This is a genomic window from Flagellimonas amphidinii (genome assembly GCF_013090115.1).
In the GTDB taxonomy this organism is placed as follows: Bacteria; Bacteroidota; Bacteroidia; order Flavobacteriales; family Flavobacteriaceae; genus Flagellimonas; species Flagellimonas amphidinii.
On the sequence record NZ_JABFNN010000044.1, the window covers coordinates 116,662 to 135,219 of the forward strand.

Here is an 18,558-nt window from a genome sequence, read left to right on the forward strand (position 1 = left end):
ATAATCAATTATCGTTCCAAGATATGATATTAAATCCGAACTGTAAAGACGCGTAGTGGCTATCCGCTATATTTTGATAACTTAAAAGATTATCTCCAAGAATATAAAAGTTGAGTGGTCCTGCTTGGAAATTAAGTCCCAATCCAATATTGGACAAAGAATATTTGTCTACGGTATAAGTTGTTTTCAAGGAAAACGCTCTCCCTAATCTTTTTTGATAAAATGCCGTTAAAGCTGCTTGTACGCCTCTTGGCCTATTCTGCAAAAAAAGTTGCCCGCCAACACTATTTCTGTAAAAATCTTGATTCGCTTCGCTTTCCACATTTATTCCACAACCACAATCTTTGTCACGACCTTCTCCCTGTCCATAATCATACCGGATAGAACCATATGCCTTAATGGGTCTAAGTGATATGTAACCAGATTCATTTTCTTCATATGGAAGTGAAGCTTCAATATCATCTACCAATTCTTGCCACAAATTGTTGTCCAGTTCATTAATGTCCTCTGGCAGAAATACTGTGATGCCCTCTGTTTCGGCACTACCCTTAAGGGTAAAGTTTCTAATATCTTTAGATTGATACATGAGCCCTAAGTCCAAAATACTTCCTGTGACAGTAGTTTGTGGGTTAAGTTTGTAACTAAAACCTGCATCAAACCCGATACCGAGATTACCCCCTAAAAGCATCCTTTTGGTCAATAAGCTGGTTAGGTCCGCAGATGAGGAATTATCATCTTCCAGAAGATCCAAAATTTCATCAAATCCAGCGGTTCTTAGTTGTAAATCCGCATCAATGCGGCTCACATAAATATTGTTCTCTCCTTGAGTTGTTATAAATGATCCTGAATTACCTGTTGACTGAAATTGAAAGATATTGGAGTATAATTTTGCTCTTGCCCCCACAGTAAGGGTATTGCTGATTTTCCTGTTTATTCCAAAATGAAAAACATTGACCATTTCTCCCCTAAGACTTAAGTCTCCAAGATTAAAACTCCTTCCTATATTAGCCCCTCCGTTCCCTTCAAAGGCCAATATGGCGAAATCTTTAGGCCAATAAACTATTACATCCGTCTCTAAATACATTCCAAAGGAATAATAGTCGTCTGGTCTATTTCTTCCTCGAAAACCAATATTGAATGCTTCTATCTGATTCGTAAAACTGAAATCATCTTTTCTGCTCATGGCATCCAACACCCTCTCCCTTACTTTAGTGGTAAAATCAATTCCATCATTGGCAAAAAGATCATTGACCGTTACCCCACTTGTACCAGCTTGAAACGACAAACCAGATATGGCAGGTATTCCAGTATGCCATTTTTCCAATGTCTTTACACCTGGGTTTATCATTAATGATTGTGGAATTTCGTAAAAATCGTATAGTAGTTGCTTGTTCTGGGAAGACAATGTTGTGCCTCCAAGTAAAGTGATCAATAAAAACAGTTTACCTAATCTCATTTTAATTGGAACAGGAATTCTGCTGCTGATTTTAATATGATCTTAGGGTCGGATTCAGAAGAAACACTTGTAGTATCGCTTAGGTTTCCTGCTATTACTCTTAGTGTGGATGTAGTTGTTAGAATGGCTAAATTCTTTCCTGTTGGGCCATAGGTGACGTCCCTGGTCAAACTTTCCGACGGTGTCGGTTCAATTGTAAAGGTTTCTATATCCAAAACAGTACCTGCTTCATCCAAAAATTCAATCGCCAAGGTTATTCTTTTACTCGTGGTATTTTCAATTTCATAACTCAAGGTGCCTTCCAAAAGGCGTTCAGCCACAAATTGTTCGTTGAACGCATCAAATTCAAATGTTTGAGCGTAGAAAATTCCAGAAATATTTATGGAATTGATAAAATCTTCGGTAGACTCTAGATAAAATAAACTTGAAGTAAGGGTTGGTGTAACACTAAGATCATCAAATTGACTAAAATCCTGCTCTTCTGAGCAAGAAACCAAGGAAAAGGCTAAAACGAAAAGACAACTAAAACGGAAAAAGATTCCTTTCATTGGGTTACAAAGCATTTTCTGATAGAACAATCTAGAGCACAACGCACCCTACTATAACTTTACAAAATGCTTTTTATTTCAAAAAGATTGTTAATCATTTTACATTTTCCGTGTTCAGATTCTTTATGAAAATTAAAATGAAGAGCGTTCATACCAACTGAAACAGCACCAATAATATCCGCCTCTAAGTTATCTCCTACCATAAGGGCATTTTTCGGATTGACTTTAGCCAATTGCAATGCCATTTCAAAAATTTGCGGATGAGGCTTTTTTACCCCTGCCGTTTCTGAATCGACAATCTCATTGAAATAGTGATGAATATTTCCTCCCTTAAGCTTTTTCACCTGTACTTCCTGAAAACCATTGGTGATAATGTGCAGGTGGTATTTGGGATTCAAATATTCCAAAACTTCTACTGCACCGGAAATCAAATTTGTAAAGGTGGACAGGTATATGATGTATTCATCGGCCAACACATTAATTTGCTCATCGGAAACCATGCTGCCAATAGCATCAAAGCTGCGCTTTAACCTTTGATAGCGCAATTCTGATTTACTCACTTGGTTCTCTCTGTACAACTTCCAATATTCAAGGTTAATGGGGGTATAGACTTTTAAAAAGTCCTCTACATTTATATCTAATTGGTTTTTAGAAATAATTTTTTGAAATGTAAGGGCTGAGTTTTTTTCAAAATCCCAAAGAGTGTGGTCCAAATCAAAAAAAATATCGGAAATCTGATCCTTAAACATAGTAACGTCTTAAAAAGGATTGATACAGCTCCATCCAGTTCAATTTGTGATTGCTCCCCAATAATTCATTGGAAAAAATGGTGACCAAACTTCCATTGACCTCCTTTACCAAACGATAAACTTTATCCATTTTTTCGAATACCTCATCTTTACGTTTACAGTTTAACAAGGCATAATCATGAACCGCAAAAGGATGTACTTTTAGCGGTTGCCTTACCTCCATATTAATATCGTAAAAATAAAAAGGTGTGCACGTTCCTGCCCTAAACCCAATTTCATGGGTATATCCCATTGAGAAATCATCTGTAAACTCTGTTTCCACCAAATTGCGATAGGTAATGGGGACACTAACCCTATTATACCTCAACCTTGAATAGTTGATAGGCCTATTGATCAAATTGGACAATTGCTTTTTTTCTTCCCGCAATGCTAATTTATCTGTAGATGACATGAATGAAGTACTTAGAGAAACTATACTATAATCGGCCACAGATTTAATAAGGTACCTAAACTTATTGTTGTTGATGGATATATTCTTATCATGTGCAGAATGCTTGGCAAACTGGAAGAAGAACATAGATTTGATGGGAAACTTTTTATGAACCTCTATCAATTTATCGAAGTTGTCATAAGGGTCTTTTTTAAAACGCGACAATACTGAAATCCTGTTTGCTACACTTTTAAAATTAAATTGACCTAAATCCACAAAAAAACCACCTAAACTACGTGTCAATCCTCTCATTGCATAGCGATGCGAAGTAGTTACGTTAATAATTGAAGTAAAATTGTACGCTTTGCTATCATGGGCAAAATCTGGGAACCGCTGTTTTAATATATAAAGTAATTTATAGGCCCATAAATCGACGACCGGAAGCTCTAAAAATTTATGTTGATAAGCTACGCTTTCCTTAACGGGAAACCTTCCCACACTGTCCTTTACATGGGGAAGATACTCTTCATACCTACTCAATAGATAAAAACTGGCCGAAAAGACATCGTAAGGAATGGAACTCTTCTCACTTGTTGCAAAAAAGCAAGGAGTTCCTTCCCAATCTCCCATTTTTATTTCGATATCATTAATGCCCTGTTCAAATAGCAGGTCATTGCTACGAATGAAGAACTCATTTTGCAAAGGTTGTTTGGAATAGGTCATCTTAGGGCCAGAATGCTTGATAAAATCCTCTACCTTGGTTGTAAAAACCACTTCTACCCCTAAAATTTTCTCAAAAATCTGCCTTGCAGTATAAGTAAGTCGATTTGTGATTTTATGGGTAAATATGAGCAACATATGTTTTTATCTTTTAGAGAATACCTTGATCCGCAAAACTTAGATAATCATGTTCTGTTACAATCAAATGATCCAATATTTTAATATCCAAAGCTTCTGAAGCCTTTTTCAGTTTTTCGGTGATCTGCTTGTCCGCCATACTTGGTTTCAACGTACCCGAAGGGTGGTTATGTGCCAAAATTATGCCCACTGCACCCAATTCCAATGCTTGTTTCAGAACCAACCTCACATCGACCAAGGTTCCGGTAATACCTCCTTTACTCAACTGGGATTTGTGCATCACCTTATTGGAGTTGTTAAGGTACACAATCCAAAACTCTTCATGCTGTAGTTCTCCCAGTAATGGATATAACACTTCATAAACATCTTCACTGGTTTTAATTTTAGTAATTTGTTTATGACCGTCACCTCTTCTGCGCCTACCCACTTCCAAGGCAGCAGCAATGGTTACAGCCTTTGCTTCACCAATGCCCTTGAACTTCATCAACTGGTTTATGGAAAGTTTTCCAAGTTCGTTTAAATTGTGATCTACTGAAGCTAAAATTCTTTTGGAAAGTTCAACAGCACTTTCTTTTTTATTACCAGAACCAATTAAAATGGCAATCAATTCTGCATTGGAAAGCACTGGACTTCCCTTGCTCACCAATTTTTCCCTGGGCTTGTCATCCATAGCCCAATTCTTAATGGAAAAAGAAGCTGTTTTTTCTTGCATAGTCTAAATTTAGGGGATTATTTATGTAATTTTCAAAATAAATGATGCCCAAGATGAAATCACTGTTCGACTCCGAAGCTCACGTAGAAATTTTATCCCGTCTCGATAAATTAACCGATACCACAAAGGGTCATTGGGGAAAAATGGAGGTTGGGCAAATGCTAAAACATTGTCAATATCCCCTAAGAATTGCCTTGGGCAGATACAATTTTACAAAAAAGCCCAATCCTTTTCTAAAATTACTCTTCAAAGCTTTTAAAAAAAGCATGTACAATGATAAGTTGTGGAAGCCCAATTTACCCACTTCCAAAGGGCTCAAGGTTATGGAACAAAAGGATTTTAAGGAGGAAAAAGATAAACTAACGGTATTGATAAATGATTTCCATGGAGAAAAAGGCAGGGAATCTTGGAATCCACATCCCATGTTCGGAAGATTTACCAATGAACAGTGGGGGAAAATGCAATACAAACACTTGGATCACCATTTAAGACAATTTGGGGTTTAACAATTGCTCCCCAACCCTTTAGGTCATTTTAGAACAATGCCGCTACTTCTTTTAAATCAAGTCCACCATAATTACCAGAACTCATGAGCAGCAAAGCTGTATTTTCAAAACTTTGCGAAAAGAGATATGTCTTAAAATCTACTGAATTGGTAAAAACTTGAATATCATCTCTATTTAAGGCATCACTTATTTGTTTTGAAGTAACTTCTTCCAGTCCTTTGATTTTTACCGCATCCGGTGAATAGAAAACGACTGCTTCATCGGCCGCATCCAAAGCTCCATCGTACTCTTTCAAGAATTCGGCATTAAGACTGCTATAGGTATGTAATTCTAAACAGGCCAATACGCTTCGGTTAGGAAATTGTTCTTTAACGGCCAAAGTGGTCGCCTTTACTTTACTTGGCGAGTGGGCAAAATCTTTAAAGACCACTTTATTTGCACTTTCCGCAATTTTTTCCATTCGTTTTGATGCTCCTTTGAAAGAAGCAATGGCTTCATAGAAATCAGCCTCATCTACTCCCATTTGCTGGCAAATCCATTTTGCTCCGGATAAATTGCTAAGATTATGACGTCCGAACACTTCTATGGGCAGATCACCCTCAGGTGTTTCCAATAAGGTTGTCCCATCTTCAACTTTATAATTTGGAGTACCATAAGGAAATTTTCTAATGGGATTTTCTGTCTGTTCAACTACTTTGTTCACTTCCAAGTCCTCTTCATTGTAGGTTATGCTTCCACCATTCACAATACTATCCACAAAAATCTGGAATTGTTCCACGTAGTTTTCAAATGTGGGAAAAACATTGATGTGATCCCAAGCAATACCACTCAGTAAAGCAATATTGGGTTTGTACAAATGAAACTTGGGTCTTCTGTCAATAGGCGATGATAAATATTCATCTCCTTCCAAAACGATAAAATCATTTTCTTCGGTAAGGTGCACCATCCTGTCAAAACCTTCCAGTTGCGCCCCAACCATATAATCAACCTCCATGTCATGGTAATGAAGTACATGAAGAATCATGGAAGTAATAGTGGTTTTTCCATGACTACCTCCAATAACCACTCTGGTTTTTAATTTGGATTGTTCATAAAGGAATTCCGGATAAGAATAGATTTTCAGTCCCAGTTCTTGGGCTTTGAGCAGTTCAAGATTATCTGGTTTTGCATGCATTCCCAAAATTACGGCATCTAGCTCTCCATGAATTTTTTCAGGGAACCAACCAAATGCCTCAGGTAAAATGCCTTCAATCTCCAACCTACTTTTGGAAGGTTCATAAATCACATCATCACTACCTGTAACTTTATACCCTTTGTGTTTCAAGGCCAGTGCCAAATTGTGCATGGCACTCCCTCCAATGGCAATAAAATGAATGTTCATCTGTATTCTTTGTACGTCAAAAATAGGTATTGACCTCCCCATTACAAATAAAGAGATGCCCTAATTAATTTTTTATCTTCGGATAAAATTTGTCTTTATGAACCTTGCCAACATTGAATCCAAAGAAATTATGCCTGGATACCATGGTAAAATGGTCCATGCCCAAAATATGTCCTGGGCATTCTGGGATGTGGAAAAAGATGCAGAAGTACCTGAACATCATCACATACATGAACAGATCATGCACGTTGTTGAAGGTTCTTTTGAATTTACTTTAGGTGGCAGCACAGCTATTTATGGGCCCGGGGATGTTGTTATAATTCCTTCCAACACACCGCACAGCGGCAAGGCTTTGACCGCATGTAAATTAATGGATGTATTTAGCCCAGTTAGGGAAGCATATAAATAAATCATGGAAATAGTTCTAACAGGAAAAAACGCCCTTGTTGGCGGTAGTAGTAAAGGTATTGGTCTGGCCATTGCCCAACAACTTTCCAAAAGTGGTGCAAATGTAACCTTAATGGCAAGGAATGAAGCTAAACTAAAAGAGGTTCTTGCTTCCTTAAGCACGAAAAATGGCCAAAATCACAGCTATTTACTTGTTGATTTTTCAAATTTTGAGATGTTCAAAAAAACCATTTCTTCATTTTTTGAGCAGAATACCATCGATATTTTAGTAAACAACACCCAAGGACCCGAAGGAGGGGGCGCACTGGAAAAAAATGTAGATGATTACCAAACTGCCTTTGATTTGCTTTTTAAATCCGTAGTGCTCACCACTGAACTTGCCCTACAGCACATGCAGAAAAACTCTTGGGGTCGCATTATTAATGTGGCCTCAATTTCGGTGAAAGAACCCTTAAACTATCTGGCACTTTCAAACTCAATAAGAGCAGCAGTAGTGACATGGGGCAAAAGTTTGGCCTATGATGTTGCAAAAGACAATATTACAGTCAATAGTGTCCTCACTGGGTATTTTGATACAGACCGAATTGCGCAGCTTAATGCAAAAAAGGCTGAAAAGTTGGGTATATCACCAGAAGAAGTTCGCACCAATATGGAAGAACAGGTTCCCATGAAACGAATTGGCCACCCTGATGAATATGGCTACTTAGTAACATTTTTAGCTTCCAATAGGGCTGCCTATATTACAGGAACCAATATCCCTATTGATGGAGGTCTCCTCAAATCACTTTAGTCCTTTGCACAAAAGGAAAACAAGGTTTAAATTATCATATTGATAATTTTTGGTTATTTTTATTGCTTAACCAGTAAAAATTAACCTTATGAATTCAAAAGTTTTTATGGTCATCCGTATTCTACTCGGATTGTTTGTGCTCATATTTGGACTCAACAAATTTTTTCATTTCATCCCCATGGGTGAGATGCCCGAAAACGTAATGGGCTATTTTGGTGCTTTGTCATCAACCCATACAATGACCTTAGTTGCCGTTGTAGAGGTAGTCGCGGGCCTTGCCCTCATCGTTAATAAATTTGGAGCTCTAATGGCTGTGATTTTAATGAGTGTTTCAGTGAACGTTGCCTTTTTTCATGCTACCTTAGCTCCAGAAGGTATTGGGCCTGCCCTGGGCTTACTTATTCTTAATATTGCCGCCCTTTTCGGGTACAAAGACCGTTATAAAGATATTTTAAGGGCCTAGTGTAAAAAAAGACCTTCTAAAGAAGGTCTTTTTTGTTCGTTTTTTGATTATAAACTCATTTTGTCCTTGAAAATATAGGACTGTCTTCTGGACACTTCCACCTCTTCCCCATTCTTCATTTTTAGCTTGAGCTTTCCATTGAACCAAGGCACAACGTTCTCAATAAAATTGGTATTCACTATTTGCTGTCGGTTGGCCCTGAAAAAAGTCTCGGAAGGTAATTTTTCCTCTACTTGATTGAGTGATTTATAAAGTAAGGGTTTTTCTCCATTGAAGAACACCCGGGTATAATTTCCAACTATTTCAAACTGCGAAATATTACCAATCTTTACCAACCAACAAGACTCCCCGTCCTTAATGAAAATCTGACTGCTTTCTACTAATTTCTTGGTTTTGGATGATTGTTCCTGATTTGCTTCCAACTGGGCCGTTACCTTTTCCAAAGCCATGGCAAATCTCTTCTCACTTACAGGTTTCAACAAATAGTCCAAGGCATTGTACTCAAACGATTTTATGGCGTATTCATCAAATGCTGTAGTAAAAACCGTAATTGGCACCTCATCAAGCATTTCCAAGAGCTCAAAACCATCCTTCTCCGGCATGTTGATATCCAAAAAAAGTAAATCCGGGTTAGCTTTTTGAATCAATTCATATCCATTGTCCACATTTTCGGCCTCACCTACAAGTTCAATTTCAACATGCTTTTTTATGAGCTCTTTGAGCTCATTACGTGCCAATCTTGAATCTTCTACTATGACAGCTCTTATTTTCATGCCAATGGAATTTTAACCTCGGCCACAACCTCATCTTCAAATTCTTTCAACGTAAAGGAGGCCTCATCTGTGTATAATAATTTCAGTCGCTGTTTAATATTTTTTACTCCTAATTGTGTGGAGTTTTTTGCTATTTTCAATTTTCCTGTATTTCGAACCTCAATGCGCAACTCCCCTTCCATTTTTTGAATCTTCAAAACTATTTTTCCACCATTTTTAAGGTTTGAAATACCATGCTTGGCAGCATTCTCGATCAACAATTGAATAATCATGGGTGGAATCTGTACATCCAAAGTTTCCTTATCTACATTTTTGATGAATTGCAACCTATCCTCAAACTGTATCTTGGACAAGTCTATATAATTGTCCACTACCTCTAATTCTTCTTTAACAGCAATTGCATTGCTATTGTTCTTAGTGAGGGAATAGCGCAATATTTCAGAGAGCTTGGTAAGCATTTCCCTAGATTTTTCCACATCTTCCAACATAAGCCCTCTAATGTTGTTGAGACTATTGAACATAAAATGTGGATTAATCTGTCCTTTCAACGTATTTAACTGGGCTTGCTTTAGATGGGTGTTCAATTCCAACCTTTCAATCCGCTCTTTGTTCAGTTTGAGCAAGAGTTTAATGACCAGATAGGTAACCACCCAAGCTCCAATCAAAAACAATGAATTTAATACTTGAATCCAAACATTGTCGTACATCCTGAAAATCTTCAGCTCAGAATCCGTCAAGCTCGGCCCAAATTTGACATAAACAAACCCAAAGAGTATGTTTAATCCCCCAAACAAAACAGCGGTCATTATAAAAGAAACCAGAATTTTTAAAAATTCCTTAAGTCCAAAACCCTCAAACTGGATGTTACTTTTGAGATACCACCGAAGCACTGAAGTGGAGAAAATCCCGATAGCAGTTCCCAAAACAATGGAATACACCAAAAATTCAACACTCACGCCTTTTAAGGCAAAAATGGAAAGCAGGTTGATGAATCCCCAACCCAAAAATTGAAGGCCCCAAAAGATATAATTGTTCTTCTTTTTACTTAGTTCCAATGGTTTTTTAATTGGTTTTTCAAATATACCTTTTTGATGACAGGTTTGGTATCATGGTCGGTACTGTCAAACAAAAAGGTATTTTGCTAGTTTATGATCATGTCTCTTTTAAAGCTTTATTAGTCTTCTTTCTTTTGAAGGGATTATGACATTTTTGTTTGGTATCCAAAAACGCAATCCACATAAAAGAAGTGCTGGTGTAGAAAAGTGTAAAATAATCGTTGTACTCCCAACCATTGAATCTACCATAAACAGCAACTATAAAACCTAGAATGCCCAATGTTAAAATGATTTTCTGGGAGGTGTTCAATCTTCTCATACTTAAAGTCCTTTATTTTGGTTAAATAAAAATTTCAATGATTAAAGTAATTACCAGTTTTGCTAAAGTGATCATAACGCTTGGTCTTTTAGTTTATACTGCTAAAGTAGTTGACATCCATTTGTTTATGAAGTGAATTATGACCAGCGGTAAAATGGAATTGGTGAACGGTATGGACAAATATTATATATATTAGGTAACAAAAAAGGAGCCATATGGCTCCTTTTCTTATTGAATATCATTGCATTACCTTAATCCTTCAAAGGCTTAAGTATTTCCTGTTTACCTAAATGTTTTGCGTAAAAGCCCATCATGGCCTTGTAGAGTTCCAGTCTGTTCTCTTCCTTACCAAAACCATGCCCTTCGTCATATTTGACCATATAGGGAACATCTACACCTTTGGCTCTCAAAGCGCTCACTATCTGATCTGATTCATCAATATTTACTCTGGGGTCATTTGCTCCCTGAACCACAAATAATGGTTTTTTGATTTTATCCACATGGTTCACCGGAGATACTTCTTCCATAATGACTTTTTCCTCTGGAACGTCCTCATCATACCATATTTCTTTAATGATTTTTAGGTAAGGTTTCCAGTATGGAGGAATGGTCTTCATAAAGGTGAACAAGTTGGATACCCCAACATAATCCACTCCACAAGCATATAGATCTGGAGTCTTGGTTAAACCGCGAAGTACTGCATACCCTCCATGGCTTCCTCCATAAATAGCTGCTCTGTCTGCATCCACCCAGCCTTGATCAATAACATATTTTAATCCATCTTCCACATCATCCATGGCCTTTCTGCCGATTTCTTTAAACCCTGATTCCAAGAATTCCCTTCCATAACCTCCGGAGATTCTAAAATTCACCTGTAAAGTGGCGTAGCCTCTACTTGCAAAGAGTTGTGCTTCAGAATTAAAACCCCAAGAGTCCCTAATACCTTGTGGCCCTCCATGCGGATTCACGATTACTGGAACCTTTTCTCCAGCCAAAGCAGCTTTTGGCAGGGTGATATAGCCATGCAAAGTGATTCCATCTCTACTTTTAAAGGTAATTGGACGCATTTCTGACATATCCTCTTCTTTCAACTGAGGCATGGTGTTATAAAGTTCTTTAAGTTCATTTTTTGCCACGTCATAAGCATAGTAGACTCCGTACAAGCGGTCACTATCCACATACACCATAAAAAGATTCTCATCTTCTGAAGTATCCAATACCCTGTACTGCTTACCGGGCAGGTCCTTCTTCATTGCAGCATCCAAAGCCTTATATGGAACGCTCACAGGAACCATTATACTTTTTTCACCCTCATAAGAGAAATAATCCACTTCATAGTTTCTTGTTCTTGCCAATCCCATTCCTTGAACATCATAGCTGTCATTGGCAAAGACTTTTTCAATCATTTTATTCTCTTTCAAATCGTAAAGCTGTATTTCCGCTTTATCACTCTCCAAATTGGAAACTACGTAGGCATCATTTGGATTAGGAGTTCCATAGTTAAATTCCTGAATCACAAAATTATCTTTCCAATTCAAGCTTTTGAGCAATTTGTAACCTCCTTCTCCATCTTCGTAATAAATATCTTGCTCTACGCCATCTCTAATTCTTGTAAAGGATTTAAGATTGCCATCCTTATCAAAATTATATCCAAAAATGGGGTTGGCTGGGTCATCGTTAGAATAGAGCTGGGACAACTCCCCTGTTTTATGGTTTACCTTGTAAGGCTCAAAAACCTGTGGGTTGTTTTTGTTCATGGAAACGATAATGTGGTCCTTGTCCTCACGAAGCAACTCAGTAAATTGAGCTCGTACCCCATCAAAGGGTGTCAAATCTATGGATTCCCCTCCATCAAGATTAACGGCATAAATGTGATAATTTTCATTGCCTCCTTTATCCATCACATAATATAACCTTTGGTTATTCAGCCAGCCATATCCTCTCACCAATTCGTCTTTTTCCTCAATGGCCATTTTTGCTTCACCCGTAGTCAAGTTTTTAACAAAAATGTGCTGCTTTCCATTTGCATCGCGCTCCCGGTATGACAGATATTTTCCATCAGGTGAAAATCGAAAAGTAAAAACCTTCGGGTTAGCAAAATAGTCTTCAACCGTATATCGATAATCGCCTTCATCCAAAGCTGCTAGGGCCATTAACTCTTCGTCGGAGCTGACCAACGCAGGATCTCCAGGTTTATCCTGAGCAAAAGTGGCCGTTCCCAAAAAAGACAATAGGGCCATGCCACAAAACATTTTAAATTTTTGTGTTGTTTTCATAGTGTTTTCATTAGTTTTTGATTGAAAAATTGTAGCGTTTCAAAATTAGACTGGTTTTGTTCCAGTTTGTTACATCTTGAAACTGTTAAATCTACTAATGAAAACAGCTTACCTATCTGAAAATATGATAAGTGGTAAAATAGGGCAACCCTCCGGAAGATATTTCTATTCGGGCGGAAACTTGGCAAAAACCTTTTTAACAATAGCAGCCAATCGTGCTTCCCTCACACTTGGCGAGGCATTGTCTCGATATCCACTTTCACTGACAGCTTGCCAGAACAAGGCATCCTTTTGAGAATCTACAAAATCAAACTGAATCTGGCGTTGTATTCCTGAACTCCCCAAGGGAATCCCAACCGAAACACCACCGCCAACATTACGCCCCGTTCCTCCAACACCTACGCCTATAGCATTATTGGGTGCATTTCTAAATTCACTACTAAGGATGTTAATGAAAAAATCCGGCTCCTCTGCCAATTTATAGCCCTTGGATTGCAGGGTTGAATCCAAAATACGAACTAACCTTCTTTCATCCAATTGACTCAAACCCGACTCTATATCAGAAAAATAGTTGTAGGTAGTATAATTTGAAAAGTCAGTTCCCCTGTCATAATCATAGTTTACCCTTACGGAACCGCAAGAGGCCAATAAACTAATAATTGCAATGGCAAAAAGGTATCGCATGAGAATAATTTGGACTACCTTAAATTTACTCAATATTTGGTTTACAAAGAGAAATACGAATGGTTATTCGTTCAAAAGCGCCCAAAGTTTGTCTTTGAGTTCCATAATCCCCAAACCACTCACCGAGGAGATAAAATGATAGGGGACATCTTTAAAATCCTCTTGAAGTTCTTGATTCATTTCTTCAATGAGCTCAGCATCCAGCATATCACATTTGGAAATAACCACCAGCCTGTTCTTATCCAAGAGTTCAGCATTATATCGTCTTAACTCATCCAAAAGGATATTGTATTCTTGGCTGATATCATTGCTATCTGCTGGTATTAAAAAAAGTAATGTAGCATTGCGTTCAATATGACGTAAAAAATAATGGCCCAAACCTTTTCCTTCAGCTGCTCCTTCAATAATTCCAGGAATATCTGCCATTACAAAACTCTTGAAATCGCGGTACTCCACAATTCCTAAATTAGGTTTGAGCGTAGTAAACTCATAGTCAGCAATCTTTGGTTTTGCAGAGGTTATTACTGACAACAATGTTGATTTTCCTGCATTGGGGAAGCCTACTAAGCCGACATCTGCCAAAACTTTGAGTTCGAGAGTAACCTGAGTTTCCTGACCAGGAATACCCGGTTGTGCATACCTAGGGGTTTGGTTGGTTGGGCTTTTGAAATGCCAGTTACCGCGGCCTCCTTTTCCTCCTTCGAGTATTATTTTTTCTTCTTGGTCTTCCGTGATTTCAAACAAAACGGCATTGGTTGCAGTATCTCTAACCACAGTCCCCAAAGGCACCTCCAAATATATATCCTGACCATCTGCACCAGTACTTCTGTTCTTACTGCCATGCTCTCCATGACCTGCTTTAAAATGCTTTTTGAATCTGTAATGCACCAAGGTCCAAAGGTTTTTGTTTCCTTTGATGATCACATGACCCCCGCGACCACCGTCACCACCATCCGGTCCACCTTTGGCAATATATTTTTCACGATGTAAATGCACAGAGCCTTTACCTCCATTTCCGGAAGCAACATGCACTTTTACATAATCCACAAAATTACCCTCGGTCATTTTCTTGGATTTTTATTATTAGTTTGGCAAGAGTGCAGGGGTTATCCCAACGAATCTATCACTTTACTCAATCGTTCAGTGATTTCAGCGATTTCACCAATTCCATCAACAGAATGAAATTTCCCTTGTTTTTCGTAATACGCTTTCAAAGGAGCAGTTTTTTGGTTGTATTCATCAAAACGGTTACGAATCTTACTTTCATCTTGGTCATCTGAACGTCCACTCTCTTTTCCTCGCTCCAACAATCGAGCTACAAGAATGTCATCATCCGCTTCCAAGGCAATAGTTGCATTAACGGTCATATCCTTGGACTCTAAAAAATTATCCAATGCTTCAGCCTGAGCTTCTGTACGTGGAAAACCATCAAAAATGAAACCAGCAGCTTCTGGATTTTTTTCAACCTCTGCTTTTAACATATCAATGGTGACCTCATCGGGCACCAAATCTCCACGATCAATATAGGATTTGGCCAAGTTGCCCAGTTCAGTTCCATTTTTAATGTTATATCGAAACACATCTCCCGTTGAAATATGTTTGAGATTGTATTTTTCCTTCAAAAACCCTGCTTGGGTTCCTTTTCCTGCTCCTGGCTTTCCAAAAAGCACTAGATTGATCATATTTTGTTGTTTTAGCTGGTATACTTCTTTCAAGTTCCGCCCCAATTCGTTATAGTCCAAACCATATCCCACAATAAAACTGTTGGGGATTTCAAGCCCGACATAGTCAATGGAATACTCTCCATTGTAAACTTCAGATTTATAAAACAAAGAAGCTATTTTGAATTCTTTTACATTGGTATTGGAGAAGAGGTCCACCAATTTCTTCAAGGTCCTACCGGTATCGATAACATCTTCCAGAATGATGACACTTTTCCCTTCGATATCATCAGAAACATCTAAAAGTGTCTCAACAATCCCAGTAGAAGTAAGTCCTTGATAGGAACTCAATCGCACAAAAGAAACCTGACACGGATATTGATAAGCCTTTAAAAAATCGGAAACAAACATAAAAGCCCCATTGAGCACTCCCACAAAAATGGGAATTTCGTCCTTGTAATCCTTGGCAATATCCGCAGCCATCTTTGCAATGGCCCCTTGGATTTGTTCCTCTTTGAGGTAGGGTTCAAAAAACTTGTCGTGAAGCTTTATCAACGTATTATCCTTTTAACGGGTTGGCAAAGATAACATTTTTAGGGGTGCATTGGCTTTAGATTTTCATAGCCTCGTGGAATTCACGTATTTTTGCATTCATTCCAATTCGCAGGTCAATGCAATTCTTTTCTTCCAATTTTAAATTCGGTATTTTAGGAGGTGGTCAACTGGGCAAAATGTTGCTATATGAAACCCGAAAATGGGACATCTACACCAAAGTCATGGACGCTTCTCCAGAAGCTCCTTGTCGCATTTCGTGCAATGAATTTGTCCAAGCAAGTCTTATGGATTTTGATGCTGTTTACAATTTTGGCAAGGACTTGGATGTTTTGACCATTGAAATTGAAAATGTAAATGTTGAAGCCCTTGAAAAACTGGAGCATGAAGGAATAACCGTTTACCCTCCTACCAAGGCGTTAAAAATTATCCAGAACAAGGCTACGCAAAAGTTGTTTTATACGGATAACAATATCCCAACCGCACCTTTTTCAAGGTTTGCCTACACTTCAGAAATTGAAGACAGCATATCCAATGGCGGACTTCAATTGCCCTTTGTTTGGAAAAGCGCACAATTTGGTTACGATGGTCAAGGGGTAAAAGTGGTCAGAACAATAGATGATTTAAAGGAGTTGCCCAACGTGGAGTGTATCGCCGAACAAATGGTAGATTTTAAAAACGAATTGGCCGTAATTGTGGCTAGAAATCCCAATGGAGCGGTAAAAACCTATCCCGTGGTGGAAATGGAGTTTCATCCTGAAGCCAATCAAGTGGAATATGTGATATGCCCGGCACGTATTGATACCACTGTGGCCCAAAAAGCTATTGAGGTTGCCTTAAAAGTCTCCGAGCACTTGGAACATGTGGGACTACTTGCAGTTGAACTCTTTCAAACCCAAGATGATGAAATTTTGGTAAATGAAGTGGCCCCAAGACCCCATAATAGCGGGCATTACAGTATAGAGGCCAGCTACACCAATCAATTTGAACAACATATTAGAGCCATTTTGAATCTACCCTTGGGCAAAACGGACAGCAAAGTGGCCGGAATAATGGTAAATTTGGTAGGTGCCGAAGGTCATACCGGAGATGTGGTCTATGAAAACTTAGACGCAATTTTAGGAATGGAAGGCGTCACCCCTCATATTTATGGAAAAAAACAAACACGTCCGTTCCGTAAAATGGGACATGTGACCATTGTGGATGAAGATATGACAAGAGCTAGGCAAGTGGCTCAAAAAGTAAAGGAAACCATTAAGGTAGTAAGCAAAGAGTAAGTTCCTGAATTTCATGAGAAAGATTTTGATTATTCCCTTCTTATTGTTTTTGGTGTTATTAAATTCATGCTCTAAAGAAGAAGGTTGTACAGAGACTGTATGTCCTGATGGTTTCAACAGTTGTTTTGAAAAACCTTGTGGCCTATAGCAGAAAAAGAGATGATTAGCACTCCTAAATTTAATTTGTTGAGAATTAAACTGATTTCAATATTCCTTATACTAATTCAATTAAGTTACGGACAGGAAATTTTGTCTTCAGAACAAATTCTTCTTCCTCAATATGAAGGCGAAATTTCTTTTGTTAAATCAAAAGACAATTTTGTCTTAAGCTTTTTACAGGCAAACCAAATCTCAATGGTCCAGTATGACCTGAACATGAAGAAAAAGTTTGCAAATAAAATCCTAAAACAAAAGCAAAGTCATGTCAATTTCATTGAAAGTTATCAAGCCGAAAATAAAGTTGGATACATATTCAGCAACAATTCAAGAAAAAAGTTTTTTGGACTTATTTATGACTTTGAAAGTGAAAAAATAGTTGAGAAACCTTTGGACTTTAAGCTGGAAAGAGAAGACTATCTTGTTAACTACAGTCATGATGGTAAGTTTTACATATTAGCTCAAATAAAAAATACGAGAAAGCTTAAATTTCATGTGCTGGATATTAATCTCAATTATGAAACACATATAATTGACTTAGGTAAAAGTGATTATTACAAAAATGGAACAAAACAAGATGAGTTTCCGAAGAGAGTGGTTTATTCAAATGGCACTATAAAAGATTCCCTGCTAAACTATGCGTCCCATAATGCCTATTTGAAATTGGTCAAAAGACACTCTCCCAATCTAAACGAAGTGATTACACATAGTGACAAGATATACTTATCAGATGAAAAACTTCTTATTACACTTGATTCAAATAATGAGTATACAAATCTCATCGAAATCAACCAAAAAGATTCTAAAACCACAATAAGGCAAATATCCAAAACTGATTTCGGAGAAAATCTTTCTGGAATAAAAACAAACTCTTTTATCTTAGACAACTTGCTTTTTTTATTAAAAGGCGACAAAAAGAAGGTTTTTGTAAAACTTTACAACTTGGATTCGAATAAATCCACCAGTGTTTTTTCATTTCACAGAAACTCTCCGTATCTCGAACAACGAAACATCTTGTTAAACCAAAATTTGGTAACAAAACATAATATTGACATTCACCCTTCGGAAAGCAATAAGGAAAGCGTGCAAAAACGATTACAAAAAATCATGAAGGGCGGCAACAAGATAGGGCTGAGAGCTTTAGATAGTGACCAATCTTTTCTATTGATGTTGGGCGGGTATAAAAAAACCAATGGAGCACCTATGACAATGCCTGGTAGTTTCGGAGCTGTAGGCGGTTTGACAATGGGCATGATGTTCGGAAATTATACGTTTGTTAGGGATGAATCACTTTATTTTTATTTGGACAAACAAAATTTTGATTTAGACCTTAGTGATTTCGAAGACCCCTATCAAAAAATGGAAGACCTATTTAATGAAATCTATGATGAAAAAGCACGTAGGAAAATAAGTTGGAAAACGAAATTTCAGATAGACTCAGATTATTACTTGGGCTACCTAGACAGAAGGGAAAACATCTATTATATTAGAAAATTTAATTAAC

General features: G+C 37.7%; 19 protein-coding genes. 6 read left to right on the plus strand and 13 right to left on the minus strand.

Features of this window, described 5'->3' with window-relative positions; all coding sequences use genetic code 11:
* Nucleotides 1-4: 4 nt before the first annotated feature.
* Genes HJC33_RS16400 through radC form a run of 5 tightly spaced genes read right to left on the minus strand, consistent with a single transcriptional unit; the run spans nt 5 to nt 4,753 of the window.
* A complete protein-coding gene (locus HJC33_RS16400; protein WP_171659926.1) occupies nt 5-1,456 on the minus strand; it encodes a DUF5723 family protein in 1,452 nt (483 codons plus the stop codon).
* Nucleotides 1,453-2,004, minus strand: coding sequence for a hypothetical protein (locus HJC33_RS16405; RefSeq protein WP_171659927.1), 552 nt, complete (start codon nt 2,002-2,004; stop codon nt 1,453-1,455). The genes HJC33_RS16400 and HJC33_RS16405 overlap by 4 nt, the downstream gene beginning before the upstream one ends.
* A gap of 59 nt (nt 2,005-2,063) precedes the next feature.
* Nucleotides 2,064-2,753 (minus strand): YjjG family noncanonical pyrimidine nucleotidase, encoded by a 690-nt coding sequence (locus tag HJC33_RS16410; protein ID WP_171659928.1) that lies wholly within the window; start codon nt 2,751-2,753, stop codon nt 2,064-2,066.
* A complete protein-coding gene (locus HJC33_RS16415; protein WP_171659929.1) occupies nt 2,746-4,041 on the minus strand; it encodes a polysaccharide deacetylase family protein in 1,296 nt (431 codons plus the stop codon). The genes HJC33_RS16410 and HJC33_RS16415 overlap by 8 nt, the downstream gene beginning before the upstream one ends.
* Before the next feature lie 13 nt (nt 4,042-4,054).
* Nucleotides 4,055-4,753 carry a RadC family protein gene (gene radC, locus HJC33_RS16420; protein ID WP_171659930.1) on the minus strand — a complete coding sequence of 233 codons (699 nt, stop codon included), beginning with the start codon at nt 4,751-4,753 and terminating at the stop codon, nt 4,055-4,057.
* A gap of 53 nt (nt 4,754-4,806) precedes the next feature.
* Here radC and HJC33_RS16425 point away from each other — a divergent pair, with 53 nt between their 5' ends.
* Nucleotides 4,807-5,259: a DUF1569 domain-containing protein gene (locus tag HJC33_RS16425; protein ID WP_171659931.1), complete on the plus strand. Its 453-nt coding sequence runs from the start codon at nt 4,807-4,809 to the stop codon at nt 5,257-5,259.
* A 28-nt stretch (nt 5,260-5,287) separates the two neighbouring features.
* Here the strand turns inward: HJC33_RS16425 and HJC33_RS16430 are convergent, their stop codons facing one another.
* On the minus strand, nt 5,288-6,640 hold the full coding sequence (locus HJC33_RS16430; protein ID WP_171659932.1) for a UDP-N-acetylmuramate--L-alanine ligase: 1,353 nt from the start codon (nt 6,638-6,640) through the stop codon (nt 5,288-5,290).
* A gap of 97 nt (nt 6,641-6,737) precedes the next feature.
* Here HJC33_RS16430 and HJC33_RS16435 point away from each other — a divergent pair, with 97 nt between their 5' ends.
* The 3 genes from HJC33_RS16435 to HJC33_RS16445 all read left to right on the plus strand — a co-directional run bounded on the left by HJC33_RS16435 (nt 6,738) and on the right by HJC33_RS16445 (nt 8,301).
* Complete coding sequence (locus tag HJC33_RS16435) at nt 6,738-7,049, plus strand: cupin domain-containing protein (protein WP_171659933.1); 312 nt, start codon at nt 6,738-6,740, stop codon at nt 7,047-7,049.
* Nucleotides 7,050-7,052: 3 nt separating this feature from the next.
* Nucleotides 7,053-7,838, plus strand: coding sequence for an SDR family oxidoreductase (locus HJC33_RS16440; RefSeq protein WP_171659934.1), 786 nt, complete (start codon nt 7,053-7,055; stop codon nt 7,836-7,838).
* A gap of 88 nt (nt 7,839-7,926) precedes the next feature.
* Nucleotides 7,927-8,301 carry a DoxX family membrane protein gene (locus HJC33_RS16445; protein WP_171659935.1) on the plus strand — a complete coding sequence of 125 codons (375 nt, stop codon included), beginning with the start codon at nt 7,927-7,929 and terminating at the stop codon, nt 8,299-8,301.
* A gap of 47 nt (nt 8,302-8,348) precedes the next feature.
* Here the strand turns inward: HJC33_RS16445 and HJC33_RS16450 are convergent, their stop codons facing one another.
* From HJC33_RS16450 to HJC33_RS16480, 7 genes are all read right to left on the minus strand, one after another.
* Nucleotides 8,349-9,074 (minus strand): LytR/AlgR family response regulator transcription factor, encoded by a 726-nt coding sequence (locus HJC33_RS16450; protein ID WP_171659936.1) that lies wholly within the window; start codon nt 9,072-9,074, stop codon nt 8,349-8,351.
* Nucleotides 9,071-10,129, minus strand: coding sequence for a sensor histidine kinase (locus HJC33_RS16455; protein ID WP_171659937.1), 1,059 nt, complete (start codon nt 10,127-10,129; stop codon nt 9,071-9,073). The genes HJC33_RS16450 and HJC33_RS16455 overlap by 4 nt, the downstream gene beginning before the upstream one ends.
* A gap of 97 nt (nt 10,130-10,226) precedes the next feature.
* Nucleotides 10,227-10,448 (minus strand): hypothetical protein, encoded by a 222-nt coding sequence (locus HJC33_RS16460; protein WP_171659938.1) that lies wholly within the window; start codon nt 10,446-10,448, stop codon nt 10,227-10,229.
* A 251-nt stretch (nt 10,449-10,699) separates the two neighbouring features.
* The gene (locus HJC33_RS16465; protein ID WP_171659939.1) at nt 10,700-12,724 is read right to left on the minus strand and encodes a S9 family peptidase; all 2,025 of its coding nucleotides are present in this window, start codon (nt 12,722-12,724) and stop codon (nt 10,700-10,702) included.
* A gap of 165 nt (nt 12,725-12,889) precedes the next feature.
* Nucleotides 12,890-13,408 (minus strand): DUF4136 domain-containing protein, encoded by a 519-nt coding sequence (locus tag HJC33_RS16470; protein ID WP_171659940.1) that lies wholly within the window; start codon nt 13,406-13,408, stop codon nt 12,890-12,892.
* A gap of 63 nt (nt 13,409-13,471) precedes the next feature.
* Nucleotides 13,472-14,473 carry a GTPase ObgE gene (obgE, locus tag HJC33_RS16475; RefSeq protein WP_171659941.1) on the minus strand — a complete coding sequence of 334 codons (1,002 nt, stop codon included), beginning with the start codon at nt 14,471-14,473 and terminating at the stop codon, nt 13,472-13,474.
* 41 nt (nt 14,474-14,514) lie between these two features.
* Nucleotides 14,515-15,624 carry an adenylate kinase gene (locus HJC33_RS16480; protein ID WP_171659942.1) on the minus strand — a complete coding sequence of 370 codons (1,110 nt, stop codon included), beginning with the start codon at nt 15,622-15,624 and terminating at the stop codon, nt 14,515-14,517.
* Nucleotides 15,625-15,740: 116 nt separating this feature from the next.
* Here HJC33_RS16480 and HJC33_RS16485 point away from each other — a divergent pair, with 116 nt between their 5' ends.
* A complete protein-coding gene (locus tag HJC33_RS16485; RefSeq protein ID WP_171659943.1) occupies nt 15,741-16,898 on the plus strand; it encodes a 5-(carboxyamino)imidazole ribonucleotide synthase in 1,158 nt (385 codons plus the stop codon).
* A 354-nt stretch (nt 16,899-17,252) separates the two neighbouring features.
* A complete protein-coding gene (locus tag HJC33_RS16490) occupies nt 17,253-18,557 on the plus strand; it encodes a hypothetical protein (protein WP_171659944.1) in 1,305 nt (434 codons plus the stop codon).
* The last annotated feature ends 1 nt before the right edge of the window (nt 18,558 follow it).